The organism is Planosporangium mesophilum, from assembly GCF_016863255.1.
In the GTDB taxonomy this organism is placed as follows: domain Bacteria; phylum Actinomycetota; class Actinomycetes; order Mycobacteriales; family Micromonosporaceae; genus Planosporangium; species Planosporangium mesophilum.
Window position 1 is genome coordinate 48393 of record NZ_BOON01000050.1, and the last position, 26674, is coordinate 75066.

21 protein-coding genes and 2 pseudogenes are annotated in these 26674 nt (G+C 67.5%); 9 read left to right on the forward strand and 14 right to left on the reverse strand.

The features are described 5' to 3' along the window. The first annotated feature begins 2 nt into the window (after positions 1 to 2). Positions 3 to 458, forward strand: coding sequence for an NUDIX hydrolase (locus tag Pme01_RS24590; RefSeq protein WP_168115149.1), 456 nt, complete (start codon positions 3 to 5; stop codon positions 456 to 458). A gap of 326 nt (positions 459 to 784) precedes the next feature. Here the strand turns inward: Pme01_RS24590 and Pme01_RS24595 are convergent, their stop codons facing one another. From Pme01_RS24595 to Pme01_RS24610, 4 genes are all read right to left on the reverse strand, one after another. Beyond that, positions 785 to 988, reverse strand: coding sequence for a hypothetical protein (locus tag Pme01_RS24595; protein WP_168115150.1), 204 nt, complete (start codon positions 986 to 988; stop codon positions 785 to 787). Between the two features lie 415 nt (positions 989 to 1403). Then, entirely contained in the window at positions 1404 to 2555 is a 1152-nt protein-coding gene (locus tag Pme01_RS24600) for a hypothetical protein (protein WP_168115151.1), read from the reverse strand. A gap of 749 nt (positions 2556 to 3304) precedes the next feature. Next, positions 3305 to 4411 (reverse strand): restriction endonuclease subunit S, encoded by a 1107-nt coding sequence (locus tag Pme01_RS24605; RefSeq protein WP_168115152.1) that lies wholly within the window; start codon positions 4409 to 4411, stop codon positions 3305 to 3307. Between the two features lie 437 nt (positions 4412 to 4848). Next, positions 4849 to 7278, reverse strand: a complete 2430-nt coding sequence (locus Pme01_RS24610) for an HsdM family class I SAM-dependent methyltransferase (RefSeq protein ID WP_168115153.1) — start codon at positions 7276 to 7278, stop codon at positions 4849 to 4851. A gap of 765 nt (positions 7279 to 8043) precedes the next feature. Between Pme01_RS24610 and Pme01_RS31585 the strand changes: the two genes are divergently transcribed. Both Pme01_RS31585 and Pme01_RS24620 read left to right on the forward strand, forming a co-directional pair. Further along, entirely contained in the window at positions 8044 to 9582 is a 1539-nt protein-coding gene (locus Pme01_RS31585; RefSeq protein ID WP_168115154.1) for a methyl-accepting chemotaxis protein, read from the forward strand. Between the two features lie 495 nt (positions 9583 to 10077). Next, positions 10078 to 10497, forward strand: a complete 420-nt coding sequence (locus tag Pme01_RS24620) for a hypothetical protein (RefSeq protein WP_168115155.1) — start codon at positions 10078 to 10080, stop codon at positions 10495 to 10497. Between the two features lie 281 nt (positions 10498 to 10778). Here the strand turns inward: Pme01_RS24620 and Pme01_RS24625 are convergent, their stop codons facing one another. Then, a complete protein-coding gene (locus Pme01_RS24625; protein ID WP_168115104.1) occupies positions 10779 to 10973 on the reverse strand; it encodes a hypothetical protein in 195 nt (64 codons plus the stop codon). A 316-nt stretch (positions 10974 to 11289) separates the two neighbouring features. Between Pme01_RS24625 and Pme01_RS24630 the strand changes: the two genes are divergently transcribed. Together Pme01_RS24630 and Pme01_RS24635 are read left to right on the forward strand one after the other, a co-directional pair. Further along, complete coding sequence (locus Pme01_RS24630) at positions 11290 to 11760, forward strand: hypothetical protein (RefSeq protein WP_168115156.1); 471 nt, start codon at positions 11290 to 11292, stop codon at positions 11758 to 11760. Between the two features lie 182 nt (positions 11761 to 11942). Then, positions 11943 to 12491 carry a hypothetical protein gene (locus Pme01_RS24635; RefSeq protein ID WP_168115157.1) on the forward strand — a complete coding sequence of 183 codons (549 nt, stop codon included), beginning with the start codon at positions 11943 to 11945 and terminating at the stop codon, positions 12489 to 12491. A 178-nt stretch (positions 12492 to 12669) separates the two neighbouring features. On the opposite strand, the gene Pme01_RS24640 is transcribed toward Pme01_RS24635, so the two are convergent. The 4 genes from Pme01_RS24640 to Pme01_RS24655 form a co-directional block, all read right to left on the reverse strand. Beyond that, the gene (locus tag Pme01_RS24640) at positions 12670 to 13200 is read right to left on the reverse strand and encodes a GNAT family N-acetyltransferase (protein ID WP_168115158.1); all 531 of its coding nucleotides are present in this window, start codon (positions 13198 to 13200) and stop codon (positions 12670 to 12672) included. A 271-nt stretch (positions 13201 to 13471) separates the two neighbouring features. Beyond that, a complete protein-coding gene (locus tag Pme01_RS24645) occupies positions 13472 to 13855 on the reverse strand; it encodes a VOC family protein (protein ID WP_203935841.1) in 384 nt (127 codons plus the stop codon). A gap of 90 nt (positions 13856 to 13945) precedes the next feature. Next, the gene (locus Pme01_RS24650) at positions 13946 to 14827 is read right to left on the reverse strand and encodes a trypsin-like serine protease (RefSeq protein ID WP_203935842.1); all 882 of its coding nucleotides are present in this window, start codon (positions 14825 to 14827) and stop codon (positions 13946 to 13948) included. 112 nt (positions 14828 to 14939) lie between these two features. Beyond that, the gene (locus Pme01_RS24655) at positions 14940 to 15842 is read right to left on the reverse strand and encodes a diacylglycerol/lipid kinase family protein (protein WP_168115159.1); all 903 of its coding nucleotides are present in this window, start codon (positions 15840 to 15842) and stop codon (positions 14940 to 14942) included. A gap of 321 nt (positions 15843 to 16163) precedes the next feature. Between Pme01_RS24655 and Pme01_RS24660 the strand changes: the two genes are divergently transcribed. Then, on the forward strand, positions 16164 to 19415 hold the full coding sequence (locus Pme01_RS24660; RefSeq protein WP_168115160.1) for a S8 family serine peptidase: 3252 nt from the start codon (positions 16164 to 16166) through the stop codon (positions 19413 to 19415). A 63-nt stretch (positions 19416 to 19478) separates the two neighbouring features. On the opposite strand, the gene Pme01_RS24665 is transcribed toward Pme01_RS24660, so the two are convergent. Beyond that, positions 19479 to 19913 (reverse strand): hypothetical protein, encoded by a 435-nt coding sequence (locus tag Pme01_RS24665; protein ID WP_373315526.1) that lies wholly within the window; start codon positions 19911 to 19913, stop codon positions 19479 to 19481. Positions 19914 to 20046: 133 nt separating this feature from the next. Here Pme01_RS24665 and Pme01_RS24670 point away from each other — a divergent pair, with 133 nt between their 5' ends. Further along, complete coding sequence (locus Pme01_RS24670; RefSeq protein ID WP_168115161.1) at positions 20047 to 20823, forward strand: hypothetical protein; 777 nt, start codon at positions 20047 to 20049, stop codon at positions 20821 to 20823. On the opposite strand, the gene Pme01_RS24675 is transcribed toward Pme01_RS24670, so the two are convergent. Together Pme01_RS24675 and Pme01_RS31850 are read right to left on the reverse strand one after the other, a co-directional pair. Then, a complete protein-coding gene (locus tag Pme01_RS24675; protein ID WP_168115162.1) occupies positions 20820 to 22040 on the reverse strand; it encodes a S8 family peptidase in 1221 nt (406 codons plus the stop codon). The genes Pme01_RS24670 and Pme01_RS24675 overlap by 4 nt on opposite strands. Before the next feature lie 185 nt (positions 22041 to 22225). Next, positions 22226 to 22444: pseudogene (locus Pme01_RS31850) on the reverse strand (TM2 domain-containing protein); the annotation flags it as partial. 502 nt (positions 22445 to 22946) lie between these two features. Between Pme01_RS31850 and Pme01_RS24685 the strand changes: the two are divergent. Then, positions 22947 to 23822 carry a lytic polysaccharide monooxygenase auxiliary activity family 9 protein gene (locus tag Pme01_RS24685; RefSeq protein ID WP_168115164.1) on the forward strand — a complete coding sequence of 292 codons (876 nt, stop codon included), beginning with the start codon at positions 22947 to 22949 and terminating at the stop codon, positions 23820 to 23822. Here Pme01_RS24685 and Pme01_RS24690 read toward each other — a convergent pair whose 3' ends face one another. Together Pme01_RS24690 and Pme01_RS24695 are read right to left on the reverse strand one after the other, a co-directional pair. Continuing rightward, entirely contained in the window at positions 23823 to 24680 is an 858-nt protein-coding gene (locus Pme01_RS24690) for a spermidine synthase (RefSeq protein WP_239088439.1), read from the reverse strand. It abuts the gene before it with no gap. A 23-nt stretch (positions 24681 to 24703) separates the two neighbouring features. Then, positions 24704 to 25747, reverse strand: coding sequence for an ROK family protein (locus Pme01_RS24695; RefSeq protein ID WP_168115166.1), 1044 nt, complete (start codon positions 25745 to 25747; stop codon positions 24704 to 24706). 426 nt (positions 25748 to 26173) lie between these two features. Between Pme01_RS24695 and Pme01_RS24700 the strand changes: the two are divergent. Further along, positions 26174 to 26674: pseudogene (locus Pme01_RS24700) on the forward strand (hypothetical protein); the annotation flags it as partial.

Here is a 26674-nt window from a genome sequence, read left to right on the forward strand (position 1 = left end):
ACATGACGTCCCCGAACCGGCACTCCGTCAGCGTCGCGGCGGTCGTAACGAACGACGACGGTCGTGTTCTCGTTGTGCAGCGCCGCGATAACGGCAAGTGGGAGATCCCCGGTGGCGTTCTCGAACTGCACGAGTCGATCCTTGACGGGGTCCGCCGTGAGGTCGAAGAGGAGACCGGCCTCCAAGTCGAGCCCGACCGACTCACCGGCGTCTACAAGAACCTCAACCTAGGTGTAGTCGCGCTCGTGTTCCGCGCACGTGTCGTCGGCGGCCAGGCCAGACCAACCGAGGAGAGCGCGAACGTCGGCTGGTGGACCGCTGACGACGTCACGGCCCGGATGTCTGAGACCTTCGCGGTACGGGTACTCGACGCGCTCGATGCCCAGGACGTCGCGATCCGGCTTCACGACGGCATCCACCTTCTCGCAGAGAGTTCAGCGCAACCGACCGGCACGTGATCCAGCGATGTCAGGAGCTACCTGGCCGCCTCGAGGTCGCTGCTTGTCCAGTCCCGGTCTACTTGATCGGCTAAGCCGTCTGTCCGGGATGATGCTCGGTGACCGGCGCCAACGGCCGCTGAGCTGCGATGATGAGCACCACCCACAAGCGTTGACGTCGAATGCGCTTGGTGGATCGTTGGCGTGTCGCTGTAGTGCGTGACTAGACAGGACTGTATGGTCTGGCAATACAGTAGCTATTAGTTCGGCTAATTGGCCGCGCAGATGGCGACGTAAGACGAGAGGGACGGGAAGCTGGAACTTCCCGCCCCTCTCCAGCCGGGTGCTCAGTGGCGGTCCTGCCAGAACGCGACCACCGAGTCACCGCACACCACGAGGGCCTTCGCGATCATCGCGAGGGCCCCGTGCTTTTCGTACGCCGTGACCAGCGCCGTAGCCTCGAGGCCCGCCCGCACGAACCGCCAACCGGTCACGATCGGCGGCGTACGGCGCGGTGGCCGCTTCAGCGCCTCGCCCCCCGGATCTGCCATGTGTCTCACCTCCTTCCGGGATCGATCAGCCGGAAGGCGGGCAGCGCGCAGCAGAAGCAGCGGACTTGGTGCCGAGGGTGGACGTTAGGGTGTGCGGCCAGATAACGGAATGCGCCACGCCGTGGCGCGTATCGATTTGCTGGCGTCCGTGTGTCGGCGGCCCCCGTGGCGTCGGTTGGCGTGGGGCGGACTGGGTGAGCTGACGACACAGCTGAGGCCGACTGCGCCAAACGCGGCTGGATCCGCCCGCGTACCGACACCCTGGTGCCATCCTGCTCCGGCTGCACGGAGACGGCGGCCACCGGAGTTCGTCGTTTCGGTGGCCGCCACGTTTTACCCGGCCGGACCGTCACCGGCTCGCTCGGGTCAGATCACCTCACGCCGCGATTGGCGTGGGTGCACCGGACGGCCGAGGTCAGTACCAGTCGCCTTCGGCGTCGCCCTCAGGATCGAGTGCCCACGCGAGGATCGGGTCCTTGACGCCAGCGGCAGCTAGCTCCGCCTCGGCGTCGAGGCGCAGTGTAGCGAGCGTCGAGTTGCGCGTTTCGTTATCGATTGTATCGAGACGTAGCTCTTTGTAGTGAGGTAGTAGCTTGGACCCAACGCTGGACCAGCGAGCGGCAGTCGCAGCGGCGGTCTTCGGAATCGTCGAGGTAAAGAGGCTAATGATGCGAGCCGGTGTGTCGGGGGCGACGAGCTTCAGGTCGGCCAGGCCAAGCTCGTTTCGCATCTCGTCAACGTGACGCTCGGTCGTGTCCTCCGGCATCGTGAAGTACTGAGCGCGCGTCGCGTGCACGAGAAAGCCAAGGTCCTTTGCCATCCAGAAGAGTCGGTCGTGCCCGCGACGGCAGATAAGGAGGGGGACGACAGCGAGGTCGGGGTGCTGCTCCTGGACGAGGGCGGCCTTGTGCAGGAGTTGGTGCACCTCGTTGTGACGAGGATAGAGGGTCATCCGGCGGTTTTTGATCTCCACCAGCAGCGCGTGTGGAGGGAGTGGAATGCCGGTGTCCCGGTCCTTGATCACCAACCACGCTCCGGAGTCGAGGGCTCCGGGAAGGCGGTCTGCAGTCCCAATGCGGGGTACTTCGCCGAAGACCGGCTTGTCGACCATGGGTAGGTACCCGACTGGCATCGCGTCCATGAGCGAGGTGCGTACGACTGCCTCGCCCGCAGCGCCGAACGTTGTGCTGCACCTAAGAAACCGAGCGTATAGCATCGCCTTACGGCGTGTTGCGGCGCTAATCGCTGTGGTGCGGCGCCGGGCGTCGCGAGGAACGTACAGTTCGGCAGTGGCTCCACCCTTGGTCGTGTGCGACGTCAGCTCGAGGTTGCCTCCCGCCACCAGGTTGTTGATTGCTTCACTGAGGATGTGCGGGAAGAACGAGACCCGCCTGGGTGCTCCGGGGACTGTTGTGCCTGCGTCCCACAACCTGGCCTCGATCTCCAAGTGGGGGACCGCAAGGGAGGTGTTGACGAGGTTGAAGACCTCCCGTTCGGCCAGGGTGACCCAGGCGTGCCTGTCGAGACCCCTGAGGCCGTGACCGTGCTCGACAGGCAGTTTTTGCATTTCCTCCCCCGGCCTTCTCCCTATACAGAGATGTCTCTGGTCCCCAGTCCTTCCTGGCGCGGCTGGCATCGGCGGGGGCTGGATCAGCTTACGGCTCCGGGCTTATAGCTCGACGACCAATTTGCTGTCGGTCGGCCCAGGTGGACCCGGCATCGCGGCTCTCCTGGATCCGCCGTGACCTGCCAATATCCAGAGGTGTCGAGGTGGTGGTCCCTCCTCTTTCCGAACGCGATCGAGGTGCGGTCCCGCTTCCGGATGAACTTTTCCCTACGAGATCAAGGGCGCGCAGAGCGCGCCAGCGCGCCGCCCGCTGGGCGGCCCGCCTTCACCTGCGGCGCGGCGGCCGCCCGCGGCGGACGCGCACACGAAGCGGCCCCGTGCTTCGACGGAAGAAGATCCATCGAGGCACGGGGCCGATGTCGGTTCAGGCCCGGCGGCGTCGGCCAGCTCCTGGTCGTCGCCGCAAGGGCTTTGATGTCCTCGCCGGACGGGCAGGCTCCGGGATGCAAGATCGCCGGGCGTCTGCCGCGGCGGACGGTGGAGGTGCTGGGCCGGAGTTATCCCGTCTGCCTGCCCGAAGGGATGCCAGCCCGTCTCCCGGGTGTCAAACGATGGAGCGTGTTTGACACCCGGGCGCCGGCCCGGCATTGCGAAGCACAGGCAGACGGGATAACTCCTGGGCGACATTGTGCGTTGGCTTTCGACCAACTACTTCATCTCGGCCAGTTCGGGAATCAATGCGCCGGAGCTCACACTCGTGTGCTTGGGTAGAGCACATCGAGTCTTTGCAAGAGCTGGTCCGGATCCGTAAATTCATCAACCAACGCGCCGGGTCTGATCGCACCGTTCGCGACAAGAAGTTCAGTCACGTCGGCAGAAGCCGCACAAATCATGCGGCGAGCCCGCCTAGTCACAGGCTCAAACGCGCTAAGCGCTGCCCGATATGCGACCGATATTTCATTAGCTCGGGTGACGAGATCCGCCGGAATGAGTACATCCAGCAGATCGGCAGGATTCAGCTGGGTTTGACCAGTGGAACCCGTCATCAGACTGGTCGTTTGCACGCGACCCCAAGTGCTGTTGAGCCAGCAGCTCGCGGCGTCTGCGGCTTCTAGTCCACCTAAGAGGCGGCAGCGTGCGATGTGCGAGTCTATTGTGCCGTCTTTGTCACCGTCGTAGACAGCTGCTTTGCCGAGGGAGCCATCGCCATCCATGGAGACCAGGAGGTCCCCGGTGCGGACGGAGAATCTCTCGACCGACTTTTTAGTGGTCGGTTTGGCTCGATCTCGAGCGATCATACCCGATTGAATGGTGATGGTGGCGACGGCGTAAGGGGTGTCGTCGTCAATCTCGTCCTCATCGGCCCAAATTGGTTGGCGGCCCTTTACTGGCACGCCATCAAGCATGTCTGCAAGCCGTACCGTGGGCCGGGCAGTAAGCATTGATCGTATAGTTGTGTTCGATGGGCTGTGCCAGCGATTGTCGCAGCGTAGTCCGCGTGTAGCGGCGACTTCAGCTAGGGCTACCGTGGCGATCTGCACTCGGCCGCTAGGAACCGTTGGGGAGTGCAGGCCGAGGACATCCCGGAGGACGCCGTCGCAGACTGCGGAGAAGGCGGCCTCACTCTCGTAGATCGCCGCGATATCGGCGAGCGCTTGTCGATACCGCTCGGCTATCTTCTCCATGACCTCAGCGGAAAGGGAGGGGATTGGAACAGGACTAAGCAATTCTTGGCTCAGGTTGTCCTGGGATTTTCCAGCCGCAAGGGCGGCGGTGAGTAGCCGCCAGGTCGGATGGTTCAAAATCGCGGCTACGTATCCAGGCGGCACCGATTCCGGCAGGGCTACACGGATCAAGAACCCAGCAGGGACAACCGCGAGGTCCGGCGGCGCCAGATCTCCCGGCCAGGCGAGGCCGGGGGCTGATGCGCGGGACCTTGTGATTAGAACTTCATGCTCTGTGATAGCCACGTCACTGGCTTTGATCGTAGTACCAGCAATCACGGCGGGGTTTCGCGGCGAGCAGGCTAACGGTATGCAAGCTTCCTGACGGAACACAAAGGGAGCGATCGGGGCGACGGATGCGTAAAGAGCAAACGAGTCGTCTGCGTCATCGGCATAGGCAGACCGAGGAAGGTTCACGCCATTTGTAAAGGTAGCGATTGCACCCAGTCGGTCCGTTGCCGCAAGGGCGTCGAGGAGTGGTGCCGCGAGTTGACGGAGGTGATGGTGACGCGGATCAAGCCGTGCCGTACCCGAAGCGGCAACAGATTCCGGCGTCACCCGAACCAGCGTTAGCGCCATAGCGCCTCCCGCCGGAGCACGGCGAGGGCATCGGTGGCGCCGTCCGTAACGACGATCTGCCAACCATTCTTCGCGTCATTCAGATTGCGTACCGGTTCGGTACCACCCTCCCCGTCAGGCTGCACTGCGTGGAATAGATCATTGCGGGATGCATTCTCTGCGCGTTTAGTTCGCCGATAACCCACCTCGCCGACAATGACGCCAAGGTAGCTGTCCCCACCGATCTGGTAAACGGTCGCGGCAAATGCGGAAGACTCCGGGCTAACCGCCTTCGCCGCCGTCTGTGCCTGGACCGCCCATGCCTGCGTAGTAGGGTCGCCGTCGGGCACTGGCAGACCGAGTCGCTCTAGCGCTGCGGTTGCAGTACGGGCATGAGCGGCCAGCTGTTCGGGAGTTGTCCTTTGCCCCGGCTTGATGACTATTCGTGTAGCTGCCAAGACGGCGTCACGATCGGCGGTGATCTGGGCGAAGTGGGCCGAGAACGCCGCCGTCCAGGCGATCTCCTCTGCTGGCGTCTTCTTTTGGGCGAAAAGCAAACTGGTACGAGTGGGCGTCCATGGTTGGAACGCATGTACGGGAAGGCTAACAACGGCGCGTACGTTGAAGCGCTGGAATAAGAATAATCTGGCAGCCAGGTTCTCGGTCGTAGAGAAGAAACTCTCGGGGAGGACGGCGGCTAGCCTTCCGCCGTGCTTAAGGAGCTGGTACCAACGCTCTAAGAATAGATTCTCGGAGTTCCTGTCCGCGGCGAGTTGGAAGTTGTCAGCGAATCGCTCCTTTACGGACCCATCCAGCGTGATACTGAAAGGTGGGTTCGTCACCACCACGTCGAACGTTTCGGCGACGGGCTTCTCGTAGACCCCGTCAGCATCTCGCCCAGCCCGGAACTTCTGCTCGCGGTGTTTAGTCGCCAGAGCGTCAAGTTCCGCTAGCCCGTCGTCGTGGTAGATATGCGTATGGCCATCCCGATGAAGGACCATATTCACCTTCGTTGAGATTGCCAGGTCCTCGCGCTTTTCGACGCCGTAGATGAATTCTTTCGCCCATTCGTTCGGCGCATTTTCGGGGAACTTGGATGCAAGTTGCTCCCGCACGTCCCGGTTACGAGAAAGTTGAGGCCGCCGCTCGGCAATATGCTGACTGATTAGTCGCATGCTCGCGAGAAGGAATGTGCCGCTTCCGCAGGAAGGGTCGATCACGTATGGTAACCGGTCGTTCGTGTGGGCGCGGCTCGTCAGCTTTTCTTCGGCCAAGTCGCCGATGCCGAGTACTTCCAGCATGAAAATGGCTAGATTGTAATGGGTGAAAAAGAGGCCCTTACTCTGTTTGAATCCCTCACGCGTGATGGCCTCGAAAAACGTTCCGAGCAGGTCCCCAGTGGTGCGTCCGGCCGCTGTTAGGGAGAACCCTTGAAGGGTCTCGACGACCCACTGAACCTCCTCAGCAGAGTAGAGCGACTCATCGAGAGGATCGACCTGAGTGACGTCTTGATCGACGTATCGCTGGTACGCCTCTTGGTAACACTCGTTGACTCGCTTAAGGGTATCCGAGGCCGACTCCTTGTCTGTGCCGCGGTGACGCACTTGGAAGCGGTATGCCTCTCCCTCGTTGGTAACCTTCTCGTCGTGGATCTTCGTGAGAAATAGTCGTACGAGCCAGGCATAAATCTGGTTGTCGTCACGGGACCCACCCCAGAGCTTGTTGTGCAACTCTCGTCGGATGCGATCGAGTTGGGGTCGAGTGAGGTCTGTGCGCAGATCTCGGTCAGTTCCAGGCGCGTAGGGTACCTGAGTGGGCTCCTGATAATTGACCGGGAAGTCTTCGACGTGGGGACGGCCGTCCCGTTCCCATCGCTGGAACGTCAAGCCAGGTCGGTAGTCAACGGTGACAGTATTCAGGAAGGGGCGGCCGTCCGCCCCAACCTGCGCGGTGACGAGGGAAAGCACGCTCGTATCGGGGTTCTCGGCAGTGAGGGCAAACAGTTGGCCACGAATCCGAGGGTCGGTGGAACCGCCCCAGTCACCGGGCGGCTTGGTCTCGATAATTGCGAAAGCCCTCTCAGGGGCATCTGCATGGGATATCCGCACATCCACCTGAGCTTGGCCTCCGCGACCGTAGGAATAAGGCCGCTCAAGTTCCAGGGCTTCCGGCGGATAAAGACCCATCGTGCACAGCCAAGCCACGAGATACGCACGAACGGGCTCTTCCTCACCGACGTAGTCACGGATCAGCTCATGCTGTCTAATCCGCGGAGAGTAGGTCACCTGTTTAGCGTCCACATCCAGGGTGACGAACTCCCCTTCAGGGTCGAGTTCGCGGATGGCCCGCGCAAGTGCCTCTTGTCCGACGTGGCCTAACTGCGGTAGTGGCAACAGTGCTCCACTTGTCTCGTCGATCGTGGGTCGATCGGGGAGAGTCATTCTGCTCCCCACCGACCAAGAACCTACGGGAATGGTTGGCGTTGGCAAACACGGCTAGCCGCTTGCCCATGCTTCAGTTCCGCAACGGTGGGATCTCTCGCCACCACCATCACCCGCGCCACGCCGAGAGCAGGGTGACGCTGCCGGTGTAGACGTCCGACCATCGAAGCGCCTTGGACGGACACCCCTCCGTAACTCTCCCAGGGCCGGCGGTACAGCGGCGATCTTCCTGGAGACAGTTCGAGAGATGCGCAAAGTGCTTACCGCCCCGGCCTGACCGCAACACTGGACGCCAACAGAGTGGTCACGGTGGACGGCGGCGACGAGGTGCGCCGTCCGCGCAAGACCGCCAAGCGGGCCAGGGCGACCGGAGGCGGTGTCACGCAGATGTCACAAGCTCTACGTATCAAGGTGGACAGCGGTGGACCAGCGCGGATGACAACCCGCCGCCGAGCGCGGTCGACAGACTCGGGTGAACGGCGGCGGAAGGCTTCCACCGCACTTGTAATCGGAAGGTTGCGGGTTCAAGTCCCGCCGTCGGCTCCATCTCCCCAGCTACCGGCCTTGCCGATGCGGCCATTAACCGGCTTGGGGCGAGCCGTACAGCAGCGGAGTGCAGCAACCGCACCGGCTATGCCTAACTGCAGCGGCACGCGTAACGGCGGAAATTCTTCAGCTTCGCCGCCTTCGTGCCGACGTGCTGTTGTGCGCCCGGATTCCCGCCGCGCGTGCTGCTGAGCATTGTCTTCCGAAAGGTTGCCGCCCATGTGGTTGCGCTCAACCCCGGCGCCGGTCGCGGCACCCGTGCCGCGTGACGTCGAGGCGCTCGAACGGTTGTTGCGCGAGTTCGCCGCCGGTGTGTCCACCGTGCAGGAGGTGCGGATGAGGACCCTCACCTCACTGGTGGAGGTCCTCGATCTCGCCTACGGCGCGGTGTGGGCGCGCAACCCAGACGGCAGCTACACCCTCGCGGCCGAGATCGGCGAGCTGTCGGCGGTGCTGTCGGTGCCCCTCGCCGGGGCGGACACGCTGCCGGGCAACGCCGGGCTGCTCGGCGCCGCGGTGGCCGCCCGGCGGGCAGTGATGATCAGCCAAACGCCGTCGGCCGGTGACCAGTGCGCCCGGTGGCAGGCCGCTCACCAGGCCGGGATGGTCGAAGGGGCCACCGTGCCGATGATCGACGGCGACGTGGTCACCGCGGTGCTGGAGTTCTTCGGCCGAAAGCCGCTGCCCGCGTTCGCCAGCGACAAGTGGGCGGCGATCACCCGGATCGCGGTACTCGAGGGCAACCAGGCGATGGCCACTCAGGCGCTACGGGAAACCATCGAGGACCGGGAGGCTGTCACCGATGTGGTGGCCAAGGTCGGTGAGGCAGTCGACCAGCAGACCGCCATCCGGGTGGCGCTCGACAGCGTCCGCACCTTCTTCGGCTGGGCGTACGGCTCGTTCTGGGCGCTGGACGAGACCGCGAACGTGCTGCGGTTCAGCGTCGAGTCCGGCGCCGCCGGCGACGAGTTCCGTCAGGTCACGCTCGCCGCGTCGTTCGCCGAGGGCGTCGGCGTGTCCGGCCGGGCGTGGAGGGCCCGGGACCTGGTGTTCGTGCGTGACCTCGCCGACGTCACCGACTGTGTGCGGGCGCCGGCCGCCCGTCGCGCCGGCATCCGGTCCGGGGTCTGCTTTCCGATCATGGACGGCGACCGGGTCATCGGCACCATGGACTTCTTCACCACCGACACGATCGAACTGTCGCCCTCGCGCGCAGCGGCGCTGCGCAACGTGCAGGTACTGGTCTCCCAGCGACTGGCCGTGCTGCGGCGGGTCGACGACGACGCCCGCAAGGCGCGCGCCCTGCTCGACACGATCACCCAGCTGCGCGAGGCCTCACTCGACGCCGGCCGGGTCGCCGGACAGGCCGTGGGCGGATCCAGCGCCATGACCACCGAGGTAGAGGCGCTTGGGCAGGCGTCCGCCGCGATCGGCGACGTCATCAAAATCATCAGTGGCATCGCCGAGCAGACCAACCTGCTGGCCCTCAATGCCACCATCGAGGCCGCCCGCGCCGGCGAGATAGGCAAGGGGTTCGCGGTGGTCGCCGGCGAGGTCAAAGAACTCGCCCGGGAGACGGCCGAGGCCACCCAGCGGGTGGCCCAGCAGGTCGCCGGTATCCAGGCATCGAGCCGGTCGGTGGCCGACGGCATCCACGCCACCAACCAGACCATCGGCCGGCTCGACGCGATCCAGGCCCGCATCAACGCGGTGCTGGAAACGCAGGCCAGGATGGCCGCCGACTTCGACCGCCAGTAGTCATGACCCCACTCCGGCAGGCGAACGACAGGTCGCACGTCGCTCGTGCAATGCCCTACGAACGCCGTCGCGTTCTTTGGCAGCGCGCCCACGCCCGGTTCACCAATTGGGCAGCCGGTAAGAACTGCGTCATCGGCCGCAATACCGGTTGACCCAGATTCAGGCCGTGGACGCGGGGGCTGGGAAGGTGTGCGCCGCAGACGTCGCAAGCCCTAAGCGCGCGCCCAGCGCTCGCTCTTGCGAACTGCGGCACGCTGGGCCTACACCGGCATCACCCGCGGAGCGGCATCGTCGTCGAGGACGACCACAGCCGCGGTGCCGACCACAGCGGCGGTGCCGAGTCCCACCTGATGCTTGACGATTCCGTCCCAGGAGATAGTTGACGGTAGATCTTGGCAGATGGCGCCGGCGTCACGCAGCGTCAATGTCAACAGCGCTGCAACGAGTCGTCCAGATTTGGGCGTAGATCGAGGGGCGATCGGGCAGGATGGCCGCGTGCCTCAAGACCATGCTGCGTACGTTCCGAACGAACTGCTGGGCCGCCTTGTCGGCTTGCGCCTGTACTCAGTTCAGTTCGTCATGGACTACGTGCAGCTGCACTTCGACGGACCCACCCAGGACATGCCGGTCCTGAACTGCGACGTGTTGCCCGTCGTGGAAACGCCGGCCGGCCCGATCAGCTCCGGGCAGGTTGGGTACGCCGACGCGTTACGAGCGCTCATACCACAGCTTGTTGTCGCGACGGTTGAAGAGACTGGCCGCGGCCTTCGAGTCGAGTTCGATCGCGGGGCGATCTGCCTGCATCCGAGCGTCGGCGAGGTGGAGGGGCCCGAGATCGCACTGTTGAGCGGCTTCACTGACGGGCACTGGATGTGCTGGCGTCCGGGAGAAGACTCGTTTGAGGACATCGGCTAAGGTGCCCTCGCGGAACGATCAACAGTGCCGGTATACGGTCCGTGACGTGCGCTGACCCGGCATGTAAAGCATCAGGTGGGACGCGACCGGGCGGGTTCAACCGGTGTGCGCAAGGAGCTCGGCGAGACAGGACACGACCACAGCGGCGGTGATTGCCGAATTCGCCTGTACTTGGATCAAGGCGCCGTGCCGGCACGGCGCGTCGCGCTCTGGACCTCCGGCCCGCCGCGCACGCGCCGGCCGGCCGCACCAGCAGCGAGGTGACTGATCCTGATGGGGCTTCAGTCCTCGTCGTCGTCCACGTCGCGCAACAGGCGGTCAAGCACTTCGGGGCTCATCCGCTTGACCTCGTTCTCCAACTCCACGCTGTAGTGCCGGTCGTTGGGATCAAAGCCGTTCCGCCTCCGAGACGTACGCCCGTACGCCTTCATGAACTGGCCGATCTCCTGGCGCAGCCGGTCATGTCGATGTCCCACTGGCTGAGAGTAAGGCCAGGTCAGGGGCTATACCACCGATTTTGTTGCGGTTTCAGGACAGGCTTAGCCGCCGGCAGGGGTACTCCGGCTCCGGGACGGGGAGGCAGGCGTCCCCGGCGCCCGACTCTCCACGCCTCGCGCCCGGCGTCAAGAGCGCTTCGCGTCGGCTACGCCGATGGCCTACGGCCACTCTTGACCCCGATCGCGGGGCGAGGATCTGGCACCTATCGGGGGACGGGGGCGGTGCGGCGAGCGCAGGTCGGCGCACCGGTATTCGGGAGGGCTGGACGGCAGGGGCCTGCTCCATAATCGGTCCATGATCGAAGCGCTGAGGCAATGGGCGAGGCGGCGGATGGAGGACACGGCGACGTCCCTCGTCAAAGCGGGTGCCGCAGCTAGCTTCGAGATCGCCGAAGACGACGGACTTCAACTGCGGGTGTACCGCGCTGTGGATGGGGTCATGGCCGAGGCATGGATGACCGCCGGATTCGAGGTGTCCTTCCTGCACCTCGGGGAGGTCTACAGGACGGTGCAGACCGCCTACGACGATGAATATCAGCGGGAGGTCCTCGACGATTTCCTGGCGTCCGTTGAGGCCTTCATCAAAGGTGATTACTACGAGGAGGTCGGCGAGCGGAACGGGCGCGTGGCGTCGAGGAAGATCTACTTCAACGTGCCTGGTGGGACACCGACCCCTTGGTCGGCATCGCTCGGCTTGCGCGCGTTCGTCAGCAGCCTTCTCGGATACACGAAGTCAACCGTCCGTCCGCACAGCACTGAAGACTGAGCCGTGCCCGTTGCGTGCCCGACACAGCGGGCCGACCGCGGGCAATCACGGTCAACGGTGAGAGCCACGACCAGGCGGTGACCAGCAAGAGCAGCAGGTAAGCGGTTCGGCGCTGAGCATTGATCGACAATTCCAAACCCGCGTGACACCTGGGGCCGTCCCTGTGGCTCACACTGGTGCGGATGTCGCAGCACGATGTCGCCGGTGAGATGGACGCGTGGTCGAGCGCCCACATGCGTCGGTGGATCACAACCGTGATCGAGGGCAGCGCACCGCGCTCGGTCAACTGGTGGCTGAGCGTCCGGTGGATAGCGCAGCTCCACGTGTACGACCGCACCCTGCCCGCAGAAGACCGCCGAGAGTGGGCCGAGGCGGCGTTGTCGCTGACCAAGTGCGCTGAGCGGTTCACCGGTTACGACCGTTGGACCGCAGTTGCGGACGCTTTCAAGCTGCGTAGCCTGCTGGTCCGGGAACTCGGGCCGGTACCAGGCGACGGGACGTGGGATGTGGCCGCGTTGCTCCGTGATGTGCTGGCGGTGGTGACGCTGGCGCCCGATCAGGCGCGCGAGTTGGCCGAACGCTGGCAGACGCTGCCAGTCGAGCAGATCCAGCTCCTTCGCCGCCACAAGAACCTCCTCACCCCGCTCGTACCGCTCGCTGATCGTTTGCCCGCCGGGTCCGATGCCGAACGCGTCCGTGCATGGCTGGCAGTCCGGCCGGACCTGCCATAGTCCGGCGGCAGATGACCCCACCACCTGACCCCAACGTCGACCCCAACCGGCACCGTCGGGCCGTCCTCAGCCGTAGCGGCGCGTCCAGGTCGTCGCGGTCGCGGTACTCGTATCCCATCCCTTGTAATCGGAAGGCTGCGGGTTCGAGTCCCTGGCCGTCGGCTCTCTGTTTTCCAGATCAGCGGCGTTCCCAGACAACGTCGACGCCGCTCTCCCCAGGTGCCTTCGGCTCCCGATGGAGCCGTTCCACCTCCGTAAACCCAGCCTTTGCCGCGACCGCGCCGGACGCCGCGTTGGCCAGGTCGTGCCTGATGGCCACCCGATCGATGCCCGGTAGGGCCAGCGCCACGCGGGTCAGCGCAATCACCGCGGCGGTAGCGTAGCCACGTCCGGTATGCGCGCTACGGATCCAGTAGCCGATCTCCAGCGCTCCCGCGCCCATCCGGGTCATCAGCCCGATGGAGCCGACCAGTTCGCCGACCACCGTAAAGATGGCGTAGTTGAACTCCGTGGCCTCCGCCCAGTTGCTCGCTGACATCTCGGTGTAGGAGCGGGCCGTGTCGACGTCGTAATCGTCGTGTGCCCAGGGCAGGAACGGTTGGAGCTCCGGCAGGGACTCCTGGACGGCCTTGGCGGCTTCGTCGCCCCAGGCCGGTTCCCATCGCTTCAGCACAAGTTTGCCAATGTTGATCATCTCAGGCGGTTCCATTGCCCGAGCTTGAGGTCACGGGCACGTTGGGGCAAGTCGATTCCGCCTGACCGGTGCCCCACCGGCCACTGCTGCCGATAGGTGTTCCTACTCGACCTGGCGGGGTTACCTCTGTCATGCTGACGTCACAAGCCGGGTAGACGATGACGACCATCGTGGACATTTGTTGGAGGAACGGCAGCGGTTCGACCTGCCCGCTGGCGTGCCGGTACTGGTTGTCGGTGCCGACGTGTACCCGTCGGATCGGTACGCCCTCGTTGCGGGGGAGTAATCAGTACCGCCGGGCCGCGCTGCTCCGGATGAGGCAGAACGGATGCCCGGCCGGATCGAGGAGCACCACGAAGTTCGGATCGTCCTCGTCCTGGTACTCCGCGATCTTCGCCCCCAACGGCAGCAACTTCTCAGCCGCCGCATCCGGATCCGAAACCACGAACTCGAAGTGCTTCTGCATCGGTATCTCGGGCGACGGCCACGTCGGCGGCTTGTAGTCCGGCACCGCCCGGAAGACGAGCAGCATCCCAGCGCCGTCCACGAATGCGGAATCGTGGGTCCGGCGGGTCACCTTCCCGTCGAGCAGGGCGGCGTAGAAGTCCGCCATCGCGTTGGGCTCGGCGCAGTCGATCGTCAGGGCCCACCACTCGACCAGAGAATTCATGGCGACGATCGTGGCAGGCGACCGCAGTACATGAACAGCCAATAACGCAGCCGCTGGCCGGCCGAACCCGGCCGGCCAGCGGCAGAAGAGTCACGGCAGCGTGACGAACTGCTTCAGGAAGTTACGGGCGCTGTCGGTGTCCATCCGGTACGCCACATTGGTGGCGTAGCACGGGCTGTCACCCGTGATCGTCGTGCCGGCGAGTACGAGCTTGCCGTCGAGGGTGACGAAGTTCGGCCCGCCGGAGTCGCCGTAGCAGGCGCCGCCGAGGCCACGGCTCTCGTTCATGGCAAGGCGGACCCAGGTCGGGTTGAGCGCGTTGAAGTCGACCGTGGCCTTCTGCCGTACGCCGCCGCCCGGGTGGGTCTGCCCGCCGGGCCCGTTCACGGCCTCCTGGGTGCCGTACCCCATGACCTGCCACTGGTCGGCGTCCAGTGCCCGGGAACCGAGGTCGGACAGCTGGTTACGTCGGGGCAGCGAGGCCGGGGTGAACTTCCACCGCTTCGCCAGCTCGGCGGCCTGGGCCTTGTCCAACTTGATGACGGCGATGTCGTGGGCGTCGGCTGAGTTACCCGGGTAGCCCTGGTCCCAGTACGGGGTGCCCTGGACCGCGACCCGCCCGGCGATCTGCTCCGGCGTCCCGCCCTGGGCGTACGAGGCGTCGATCGCAGCCTGCGTGTCCTGCGCCAGTGACACGTAGAACTTGATACCGGCCGGCCAGTCGGTTGTGCAGTGGGCGGCGGTGAGGAAGGTGTCCGCCGAGATCATCGTGCCCGAGCAGACCCAGTCCACGACGTCCGGCGTGGCCGGGTTGCTGTCGCGGTCGTACTGCACGACGAGCGCGCCGACCTCGGTGCGCTCGGGCGCCGGCTGGGCGTTGTACGAGTTGATCGCCGAGGCCGGCGCGGCGACGCTGAGCATGGCCGCCGCGGCCGTCGCGGCGAGCGACGCGAGGAGAACTGGACGACGCACGTAATCCTCCACTGAACGTGTACGGGGGTGCACGTAGCGCACCACAGCGGTCAGCGGAATGGAAGGCTTGAGCGTCACAACTACCGGGAAGTTGTGATGACCAAGGGCACGCTCATTCGGGTAGCACGCAGCGCCAGGCGCCGGGTACGAGTCTCCATTCGCGACGGCGTACCGGGCCGCTCAGCTCCCCGTCCGCGTTCACGTGGAATGGGCTGCCACTGATCGTCACCTCTGTCCCGGAAAGGTGGATCACGTCGGAGCGTTCCGGGTGGCGACCGCGCAGCAGCGCCAGCGCGTACCCGACTCGCGCCAGCCGGCCGGTCGCCAGCGACACGGTGACCTCGGCGACCCCGTCGGTCGGGTCAGCACCCGGGCCCAGCTCGGCCGATCCGCCGGCGATCGTCGGCGCGTTCGACAGCCCGGCCATCAGTACCCGCCGCCGGTCGCTCGTGATGAGCTTGCCGTCCACCTCGACGCGCAGCCGCCAGCCCTTGACGGTGAACCCGGCGACCACCGCGCCGACGGGAAAGGCCGCCGTTTTCAGGTACCGCTTCCAGGGGCGGAACGCCATCGCGGCCTCGGCGCCGGCCCCGACGTGTACGGCGTTGACGGCCACGCCGTCGGCGTCGTCCACGATGAGATCGACCGGGCGGGGCTTGCCGTCACGTATCAGGCGCGCGGCTTCGCGGTGGTCGAGGGGGATGCCGACCCCGCGGGCGAAGTCGTTGCCGGTGCCGAGGGGGATCAACCCGACCGTACAGTCGGCCGCTTCGCCCCGTCGCCACAGGCGCTTCACCAGGGTGTGCAGGGAGCCGTCGCCACCGACGACGACAACGGCCCGCCCGGCGCGGCGGTCGAGCATCGCCTCCAGGTCCGAGTCCTGGCGGCACACGATCACCTCGACGCTCGACTCGCCGCCGAGTTCGTCCACCACCTCCGCGACGGCTTCCGTCCCGGTCCGGCCGGCCTGTTCATTGGTCACGAGCAACATCAGGTCTCCCGGTACGTCCGCCACGGATGCCGCGACCACTGTAGATCACACAATATTTATCGATTTCACTGGAGTCCTTTACATCTGCCATCCGGCGGGATCAAGGATGTTGGGTTATCGATAGGGTCCGCGCCCTTTCCAAGAAGGGTGCCCAGCAAGCAGGCTCACGTGAGCGGGAGCGCATGGGTCGTTACCTGCCCCTTGGCGGCACGTAGGTTATCGCCAGAGATAAATGTCACGACCGGATCACAAGCTCGGTGCGGCTAGTGACAGACAAGGCAGCCCTTGCGAAAAGATGCGATCAACGCGCCCTGGGTGTCTCAGGGTCAGTTCCCCGGAGGAAATGTGAGTAGAAGTCGAATGTGGGGCCGGCGGTTATCTGCCGGCCTCTTCGCGTCAGTATTGGCGACCGGCGCCATCACACTGACCGGCGTCGCCGCCGCGAGCGCCGACCCGTCCAACGAGTCCGACGCTCCCAAGGTCGCCCAGGCCGAAACGCTGGGCGCTCACGACGAGGAGCTGCTCGCCCAGGCCCAGGCGAAGGGTGAGCAGACCGTCACGCTCATCGTCGCGACGCAGAAGGGCAAGACCAAGGACGTCGCGGCGCAGCTGAAGAAGCTCGGTGGCAAGGTCTCCAAGCAGGTGGACGGGGTCGGGTACGTGCGTGCCCAGGTGCCGACCGCCAACGTGCGCAAGGCCGCCAAGGTTCCCGGCGTCGCCGCGATCGACCTCAACGAGTCGATCCCGATGCCCACGCCCGAGCCCGTCGCGGCGAACGGCCAGGCGCAGGCGACCGTCGCCGGACCCGGCAAGGACACGCCGGCCGCCAACCCGTACATGCCGACCAACGAGACCGGCGCCGTCGCGTTCAAGCAGGCGCACCCCACCTGGGACGGCCGTGGCGTGACGATCGGCATCATGGACTCCGGTGTCGACCTCGACAACCCCGCTCTCCAGACGACGTCGACCGGTGAGCGGAAGATCGTCGACTGGTTCACCGCGACCGACCCGCTCTACGACGGCGACGGCACCTGGCGGGCGATGCTGACCAGCGTCAGCGGCCCGGAGTTCTCGTACGCGGGTGAGAGCTGGAAGGCCCCGGCCGGTAACTACCGGATCAACCGGTTCTCCGAGTCGATCGCCGTCGGCGAGGTGGGTAGCGACGTCAACCGCGACGGCGATACCTCCGACCGGTTCGGCATCCTGTACGACCCGGCGACCCACGACATCCGGGTGGACGCCAACTCCGACCACGACTTCACCAACGACCCGGTGATGCGGCCGTACAAGGAGAAGTTCGACGTCGGCCACTTCGGCACCGACAACCCGAACACGGCCATCAGCGAGCAGATGCCGTTCGTCGTCGAGTCGCGCAGCGTCGACACCACGGACGCCGGCATCCCCGGCATGACCGACTTCGTCAACATCGGCATCGTCGAGGCGATGCACGGTTCGCACGTCGCCGGCATCACCGCGGCGTACAACATGCTGGGCAACCCGAACTTCAACGGGGCCGCCCCCGGCGCCAAGATCGTCTCCGCCCGGGCCTGCTCCTGGGGCGGTGGCTGCACCGCGGCCGCGCTCATGGACGGCATGACCGACCTCGTGGTCAACCACCACGTCGACGTGGTCAACATGTCGATCGGCGGCCTGCCGGCGCTCAACGACGGCAACAACGCGCGCGCCGTCCTGTACAACAACCTGATCAACGACTACGGCGTCCAGCTGTTCATCTCGGCCGGCAACTCCGGCCCTGGCGTCAACACCGTCGGTGACCCGTCCGTGGCAGACAACGTCGTCAGCGTCGCGGCCTCGGTCAGCAAGGACACCTGGCTGGCCAACTACGGCTCCGTGGTGACCAAGCAGAACAACCTGTTCAACTTCTCGTCGCGCGGTCCGCGTGAGGACGGCGGCTTCAAGCCGAACATCGCCGCCCCCGGTTCGGCGATCTCCACCACTCCGATGTGGCAGGCCGGCTCCCCGGTCGCGCAGGCCGGGTACAGCCTGCCGCCGGGCTACGCGATGGCCAACGGCACCTCGATGGCCTCTCCGCAGGCCACCGGCGCCGCGGCTCTGCTGCTGTCGGCGGCCAAGGCCACCGACAAGGGCGTGACCCCCGCGGCGATGCGGCGGGCGATCTACACCTCGGCCAAGCCGATCGCCGGCCTCCAGCCGTACGAGCAGGGCTACGGCATGTTCGACGTGAACGGCGCGTGGAACCTGCTCAAGGGCAGCGCCGTCGAGACCCGTGGGTACACGGCTGACGCCCCGGTCTGCACGCCGATCTCCGGCTTCCTCGCCACCCCGAACCGCGGTACCGGCGTCTACAACCGGTGCGCCGTGGGCAAGGGCGGCCAGAAGGCCGGCGAGTCCAAGAAGTACACGGTCAACATCACCCGTACCGGCGGGCCGTCCGGGACCGTCAAGCACAACCTGCGCTGGGTGGGCGACGACGGCACGTTCAAGTCCGACCGCAGCGTCGACCTGCCGCTGAACAAGACCGTCAAGGTCAGCATCGAGGCGAAGGCCGGCGTCGGCGTGCACAGCGCGATCCTGGCGATCGACGACCCGAAGACGCCGGTCGTGGACTTCGAGGTCCTCAACACCGTCGTCATCTCGAACGACAGCACCACCAAGTCGCCGGCGTACTCGTTCACCACGAACGGGTCGGTCGACCGCAACTCGTACAAGTCCTTCTTCGTCACCGTCCCCGAGGGCGCGGCGGCGCTGCAGGTGAACCTGTCGGGCATCGCGACCGGGTCGCAGACGCGGTTCATCGCGATCAACCCCTGGGGTCTGCCGGTCGAGGACACCTCGAGCCTCGCCTGCTACACCAACTACTCCGACGCGGCGACCTGCAAGCCGCAGGAGCGGGACTACTCCAACCCGATGCCGGGCATCTGGGAGTTCGAGGTCGAGGCCCGGCGTACCTCGCCGGCGCTGAACAACCCGTTCCAGCTGACCACCCGGGTGCAGGGCGTCGCGGTGGACCCGGCCGTCGTCACGCTGCCGAACGTCACCGCCGGCCAGCCGAGCACGGTCAACTGGACGGTCAAGAACACCTTCGGCCCGGTCAAGGTGTCCGGCCAGGGCGGTCCGCTCGGCAGCTCGTACAGCGCGCGGCCGAGCATCTCCACCGGTGACTCGCAGAAGTACACGATCGAGGTGCCCGCAGGGGCGACCAAGCTCAACGTCGCGATCGGCAAGACCACCGACCCGGGCGCGGACCTCGACCTGTACGTGCGGCTGAACGGCGCCGTCGTCGGGCAGTCCGCCGACGGTGACTCGGAGGAGGCCGTTTCGCTGGTCAACCCGAAGCCGGGTACCTACGAGGTCGAGATCGTCGGCTACGCCGTCCCGGCCGGGACGACGGAGTACGACTACCGCGACGTCTTCTACTCGCCGGCGCTCGGCTCGGTCTCCGTGCCGAACACGGTCGTCTCCCTCGCCAACGGCGCCACCGCCACCATCAGCGGTACGGTGACCGCCCAGTCGGCGCCCGCCGCGGGTCGGCAACTGTTCGGTGAGATGACGGTCGTGACCGACGAGGGCGCGGTCGTCGGCCGCGGGAACGTCGCGATCGGTGCCGTCAGCTAAAGGATCCGTACGCCCGGAGAGCCCGTCCCCGATCCGGGGGCGGGCTCTCCGCTGTCCGGTGGCTCAGGCCGGCTTCACGCTCTCGACGATGAACGGGGTGCCCTGCTGGCAGGTGCTCATCATGTCGGGCTGCGCCCGCCCGGTCACGGCCACCCGGGCACCGTCGTGGAGCTGATCGCGCGGGCCTCCGACCAGGAGGTACCGGCCGTCCAGCAGCATGCAGCCGGGCTCGACGCCCGCCGTGACGGTGCCGGTCACGGTGGTGGTCCCGGCGGGTTGGCTGCTGGGGTCGCCGGGCCGGCCGGGCAGGCCGGGCATCTTGCCCTCCCGGCTCGGCGGCGGCAGGTCCTCGGGGTAGGACGGGCTGGGCTGGGCTGCTGAGCTCGACACCGACGATCCTCCGGGCTCACTGTGGGCTGTATTGGTCCCGCTGGCGGCGCAGCCGACGAGCGACCCGCTCACGAGCATCACGGACAGGACAAACCGCATTCTTCTCACGTCGGATCTGACGTTGCCCGAGCCGTGGCCGTTCCCGCGCATCTCGCCGCCTAAGCACAATTTATGATCAACTTAATCGGGCCCTATGCCGCCGGGATGGTCATCCGAGCAGGTCACTGCCTAGGTTATTCGCGTGCACCACGACGATGATGAACCGAAGCCCGACCGTCGTGGTTCGTACCGGGGCAGCCACGCCCGCCGGTCCGCGCTCCGCCCCTGGTTCTCGGCGCTGCTGACGGCGATCGCGGTGCTCGCGCTCGGGGTACTGACGATCAACACTCTCGTCCGGCCGACCGAACGGGCTGCCGCCTCCGACGCCACTCCGGTCGTCCTGGACGCGTCGGCGCGGGCGGCCGCCGACCGGGCCACCCGCGACCTCGAGCGGCCCGACCCGTCGGCCGGCCCGCTGTCACCGTCGGCCGCCGCCTCGCCGTTGCCGGCCGCCGCGCCCCCGCGCCCGCCACAGCCGGTCAAGCGCAAGCCGGTCGCCGGGCTGACCCAGGCCGAGATGGACAACGCCGTCGCCGTCATCGAGGCGGGCAAGCGGATGAACGTACCGAAGCGGGCGCACGTGGTCGCGATCGTCACCGCGTTGCAGGAGAGCCGGCTGCGCAACCTCGCCAACTCCCGGGTACCGCAGTCGCTGAACCTCCCGCACCAGGGCGTCGGATCCAACTTCGACTCGGTCGGGCTGTTCCAGCAGCGCCCGAGCCAGGGCTGGGGTACGCCGGCGGAGCTGATGAACCCCGGAATCGCCGCCGGCCGGTTCTACGGCCGGCTGGTCACCGTGTCCGGCTGGGAGACGATGAGCGTCGGCGCGGCCGCCCAGGCCGTACAGCGGTCGGCGTTTCCGGACGCGTACGACCAGCACCAGTCCCGGGCGCAGCAGATCGTCAACGCCATCGCCTAGCCGTGGCCGAGCGGGGTGGGGCCGACGTGGAGCAGCCTGTTCGGTGACCCCGGCCCGGCGTCGCGTACCGCGCCGACGACGGCGCCGTTGACGATGCCGGCGCGTACCTGCTCAGGTGTCAGGAAGGGGTTGGCCGCCAGCAGCAGCGCCGCCGCGCCGGTGACGTGAGGGGTGGCCTGCGAGGTGCCGCTGAGTGAGGTCAGCTTGGCGGCATCCGCGACGGCGGCCGAGAGGATGTGCACGCCCGGAGCGAAGACCGCCACGCAGGGGCCGACGTTGGAGAACGACGCCCGGGAATCCTGTTCGTCGGTGGCGCCCACGGCGATCGCCTCGGTCACGTCGGCGGGTGAGTGGGCGCACGCGTCGTCGCCCTGGTTACCGGCCGCCACCGCGTACTGCACCCCCGACGCGATCGACGCCCGTACCGCCGCGTCCAACGCGTCGTCGTGCCCGGCGCCGATGCTCAGGTTGGCGACGGCCGGCCGTACCGCGTGCGCGGTGACCCAGTCGACCCCGGCGATGACGCCGGCGAACGTTCCGTTGCCGGTGCAGTCGAGTACCCGTACCCCCACCAGGCGTACCGCCTTGGCCACCCCGGCTCCGGCGCCGCCGATGGTGCCCGCGACGTGCGTACCGTGTCCGTTGCAGTCGTCGGAGACGGCGTCGTTGTCGATGAAGTCGGGACCGTAGCCGGCGCGGCCGCCGAACTCGCGGTGACTGATCCGGATGCCGGTGTCGATGACGTAGGCGTGGACGTTGCCGGCCGTGTTGGGGTAGGTGTACCGCCGGTCGAGCGGGAGTGCGACCTGGTCGATCCGGTCCAGCCCCCAGGAGGGCGGGTTGACCTGGGTACCGGCAACCGTCACCCGGCGGTCCTGCTCCACGTAGGCCACCGCACTCTGGGCGGCGACGCCTCGGGCCTGTTCCGGCGTCAGGGTCGCGGCGAAGCCCCTGATCGTGTTGGTGAAGAGCCGGCGGGCGGTGCCGCCGTGGCGGGCCGTCAGGATGGAGGCGACGCCCCGTACCTGGTCGAGCCCGGCCCTGGAGTTCTTGAGTACGACGATGTAGCTGTCGCGTACCGCGTCCGCAGCGCCGGCGCCCCGTACCTCGCCGCCGGCGGCGGAGGGGGCCGCCGCGGCGCCGCCGGCCGCGACCGTGAACGCGGTGACGGCGGCGCCGATGGCCGCCAGTCGACGGAGCACACTGCGCCTGGTCATACGAGTCCCCTGGTGAGCGTCCGATGTGCACGATGCGCGGATGCGAGGGCCGGCGGGGGCGAGTCGAGATCGGCGCCGTACGCGCCGTGCCCCGATGCTGGCATCAGCGGTTCGACCCTATGTGCCCGTCGGCTCGCGCGCCCGTCGAGGCGCCGCGGTCATGACGACGTCAGGGGCTCGGAGAGTCAGTCGCGCAGGACCCGGCCCTCCGAGTCGGTACCGCCGTTGACGAGGATCATGATTCCCTCGATGAGTCCCCAGAAGTGCCCGAGGCCGCAGGTCACCAGGCTCACGACGAGTTGGGCCACTCCGATACCGATGTGTCCGGTGTAGAACCGGCCCACGCCGAAACCGCCCAGCAGGATGCCCAGGATGCCGGCGACGACCTTGCTCTTGTCCGACAGTGGCCGGCCGTGGGCGTCGTACGCCGCGCCGTACCCGGTCGCGTAACCGGCCTGCCCGGTCGTGTAGCCGGCCTGCGGGTACGCGCCGGGCTGCGGGTAGCCCGGCTGGCCGGCCCATCCACCACCGGGCGGGGCCGGAGGAACCGACGTGGGCGGGGCCGCCGGAGGCGCCGGCGGGTAACTCGGGGCCGGAGGTGCGGGCGGGTAGGCCGGGGCCGGAGGTGCGGGCGGGTAGGCCGGCGCTGGTGCCCCGGGAGCCAGCCGCTGGGTCGGGTCGGCCTCCGGCTGCGGTGCCGTCGGAGCTGACGGGGCCGGAGCAGACTGGTTGGGGTCGAAGCGCAGGGTGGGGTCTGGTTCACCGGGGCCGGTGGGCGTCTCGGACATGCACAGAGGGTACGGCAGGTCGATCCGTCGAGGTGATCACTCGGAGGACCTGAACGCTCCGAAGATCATCCACGTGTATCCGGACAGCCGGTGCCGTTACCGAAGGAGCCTCCGCCCGATGACCGCACGCCGTACCGCTGCCGGAATCGTCCTCACCGTCATCGCGTCGCTGCTGCTCACCGGGCTGGCCGCGCCCGCGCACGGGCACGGCGCGCTGGACAATCCGGTCAGTCGGCTGGTGGCGTGCGGCCCGGACGGAGGTGGGGACGCGCAGTCGGCGGCCTGCCGGGCGGCCGTCGCCGTCAGCGGCGCGTTGCCGTTCACGAACTGGGACAACCTGCGGGTCGCCAACGTGGGCGGCCGCGACCGGGAGGTGATCCCGGACGGGGCGTTGTGCAGCGCCGGGCTTCCCGCGTACCGGGGGCTCGACCTGCCCCGCGCCGACTGGCCGGCGACCCGGTTGACCCCGGGCGCGACGTTCGGGTTCACATACCGCGAGACGATCCCGCACCGGGGGACCTTCCGGCTGTACGTCACCAGGGACTCCTACGACCCGACCAGGCCGCTGAGCTGGGGTGACCTGGAGGCGAAACCGTTCCTGACGGCGACCGACCCGGCGCTGACGAACGGCGCGTACCGGATGCGGGGCACGTTGCCCGCGGGCAAGACCGGCCGTCACCTGATCTACACCGTCTGGCAGAACTCGAGTACCCCGGACACCTACTACTCATGCTCGGACGTGGTCTTCGCCGGGGGACCGGCCACCGCCGCACCGAAGCCGAGTGCCGCACCGCAAGAGCCGGAGCCGGGTGCCACCACACCAGGGCCGGAGCCGTCCGGGTCGGCCGGCACCGCGGCGGTGCGGTTGACCGCCGCCGGCGGTACCGGTGACGGCGCCCCCGGACTGGCGGCGGCCGTCCTCGCCGCCGTCACCGGCCTCGGCGGATTCCTGCTGCACAGGCGAGCCCGAACCCAGGGGAGCGGGAGCCGGTGATCACGGGAGTAGGCCCGGCGGGGGCTTGGGGGAGTCCTGGGCGGCGACGTCGGTCATCGGGTGAGCCCCGGCGATGAACCGGTCCAGGCTCTCGTCGTGCAGCAGCCGGGACGGGAACGGGTCGCGCCGTGCCGCGGCGGCCAACCGCTCGATCGGCAGACCACCGGGCCGGTTCGTGGCGGCGAGGACCACGTTGCCGTACCGCCGGCCCCGCAGCGTGCCCGCTTCGGCGATGACGCAGACGTCGGCGAAGGTCGCCCGCAGCGTGGCGGCCTGGATCCGCGAGAACGCCAGTGGCGGCATGTCGGCCACGTTGACCGCGTACATGCCGTCGGGGCCGAGCACCCGGGCCACCTGGGTCACGAACTCGACGCTGGAGACCGTACGGGGCATCTGGGCCCCCCGGTAGACGTCCGCGATGACCAGGTCGTACGCGGCGTCCCGGGTGCTCTCGACGGCGGCGCGGGCGTCCGCCACCCGTACCCGTAGATCGGCGCCCCGGGGCAGCGGCAGCACCCGCCGCACCAGGGTGACGAGCGCGGCGTCGCGCTCCACCACGCGCTGCCGGGACCTGGGGCGGGTCGCCTCGACGTAGCGGGGCATGGTGAGCGCCCCGCCGCCCAGGTGCAGGACGCGCAGCGGCGAGCCGGACGGCCCGGCGGCGTCGGCGACCGCCGCGAGCTTGCGCATGTACTCGAACTCGAGGTAGGTCGGGTCGTTCAGGTCCACATGGGACTGTGCCACCCCGTCGACCAGCAGCGTCCAACCGTCCGGCCGGTCCCGGTCGGGCACCAGTGCCGCGGTGCCGAGGTCGACCGGTTCGATGATGGCGGCCGGGCCGCGCCTCGAGGCTTTCACGACAGCCACGCTATAGACGGAGCTCAGACCACCACCGCGGGTGCCGGGAGCGCCGACTCCAGCGCGGCGATGGCGGAACCCCGGGCGCCCGCCATGTCCAGATTCGGTACCAGGGCGAATGTGGCGACCGCCTCCTGCTCGACGCGCAGCAGGGTGTTTTCGCGGACCTTGGTCAGGAACCAGTCGCGGAACGACGGCGCGGCCTCGACGACACCGCCGCCGACGAAGTACGCAGCGGGATCGGTGAAGTTGGCCGCGATCGTGAACAGCCGTCCGATCGCCATCGCCTGCTGCTCGAAGATCTTGAGCGCCAGCGGGTCGCCGGCCTCCCCGTAGGAGCGCACGAGCTTGGCCGCCTTGCTCAGCGACCCCACCTTGCCCAGCTCGTGATCGGGGAATCGGGTCAGCCAGTACGGCAGCAGGTTCTTCTCGATGCCCGTCAGTGAGGCGATGCTCTCCACGTCGCCGGAGAAGCCGCAGTTGCAGACCGGTACCGGCTGGCCCTCGTCGAGCAGCCCGTTCAGCGGGATGTGGACGTGACCCAGCTCACCGGCCATTCCGGCGGCGCCCCGGATCACCCGCCCGTCCTCGATCACGCCGCCGCCCAGGCCGGTACCGACGATCGCGGCGACCGACGAGTGCGCGGACGCCCGCGCGCCGAAGTGCACGTGGTGGGCGTACAGCGCCGCGGCGTTGCCGTCGTTGTTGTAGACCACGGGCAGGTCGAGCCGCTCGGAGAGCGCGCTCCGAATGTCGAAGCCGCGCCACGCCGGCTGGGAGAAGTTGGTCGAGCCCTTCGAGGAGATCACGCCGTCCGCGCTCGCCGGGCCGGGCGTGTCCAGGCCGACGGCCGCGACGGCCTTCCTGGGCGTACCGGTGAACTCGAGGACATGGTCGAAGGCGTCGACGAGGGCCTGCACGGCCACCTCCGGGCCCTCCTGCACCAGGCTCGGCGTCTCGCACAGCCGGTCCAGCAGGAACCGCCCGGATGCCTCGAGTACCGTGGCGTTGTTGCAGGTACCGCCGTTGTCGAGGCCGACGACGACGGCACGGTCCAGGGTAGTCATGGCGCCTTCCTTCCCGGAGAGATCGACGGAGGTCGCATCGTACCGATCCCGGGCGGACTTCCCCGCCGGCCGGCGAGGTTGCTCCCGGCCGTCCGTCGGGCTAACCTTGCATCGTCCCTGTGGATGCCGGCGGGCTGAGCCGCCCCCAGGGGTTCTTCGATCACCAACACGGCGTCGGGCCCCTCTCGAAACGGTGATCATGCCGGCACCGGTCGCGGCAATCGCACGAGGCGAGCAGCGCGTAGTAACCGGCCACTCCAGCATCGGCGGAATCCTCCGGTGCTCCAACGGGTTCATCAGCAGAATTTCCGCGAGCGGGCCCCACCGGCACTGATCGCTCGCACCGGTCGCCCGGCCGCCACCGCATGGCCCGGACGTCGGTCCACGGTCGGGCGCAGTCCACATCCTCAGCTCAGCCACGTCTTCAGGAGGATCGGCATGAGCAGTACCCAATCGTCATCGGGGCAGGCGGGCCCGGTCCGGGCCGACAGCGCCCCCGACACTCCCGTCGCCGGCATCGTCGACGTACTCGACAACCACGCGTTCATCCGGACCTCCGGCTACCTTCCCGATGCGGATGACGTCTACGTGTCGTCGGCCCAGATCAAACGGTACGGCCTCCGCCGGGGCGACGAGGTCACCGGGGTCGCCCGGTCCACCGCCGGCCCCGAGGCGCCCACCAGCGGAAACGGCGGTAACCGGCAGGGCGGCCGCAGCCGGAGCGCGCCGGTCCGCAACAAGTACCGGCCGCTGGTGCGGCTGGACACGATCAACGGCGCCGTCCCGGAGGAGGCGCGTCGCCGTCCGGAGTTCTACAAGCTGACGCCGCTGTACCCGCAGGAGCGGCTGCGGTTGGAGACCGAGCCGCACATCCTCACGACCCGGGTCATCGACCTGGTGATGCCGGTCGGCAAGGGTCAGCGGGCG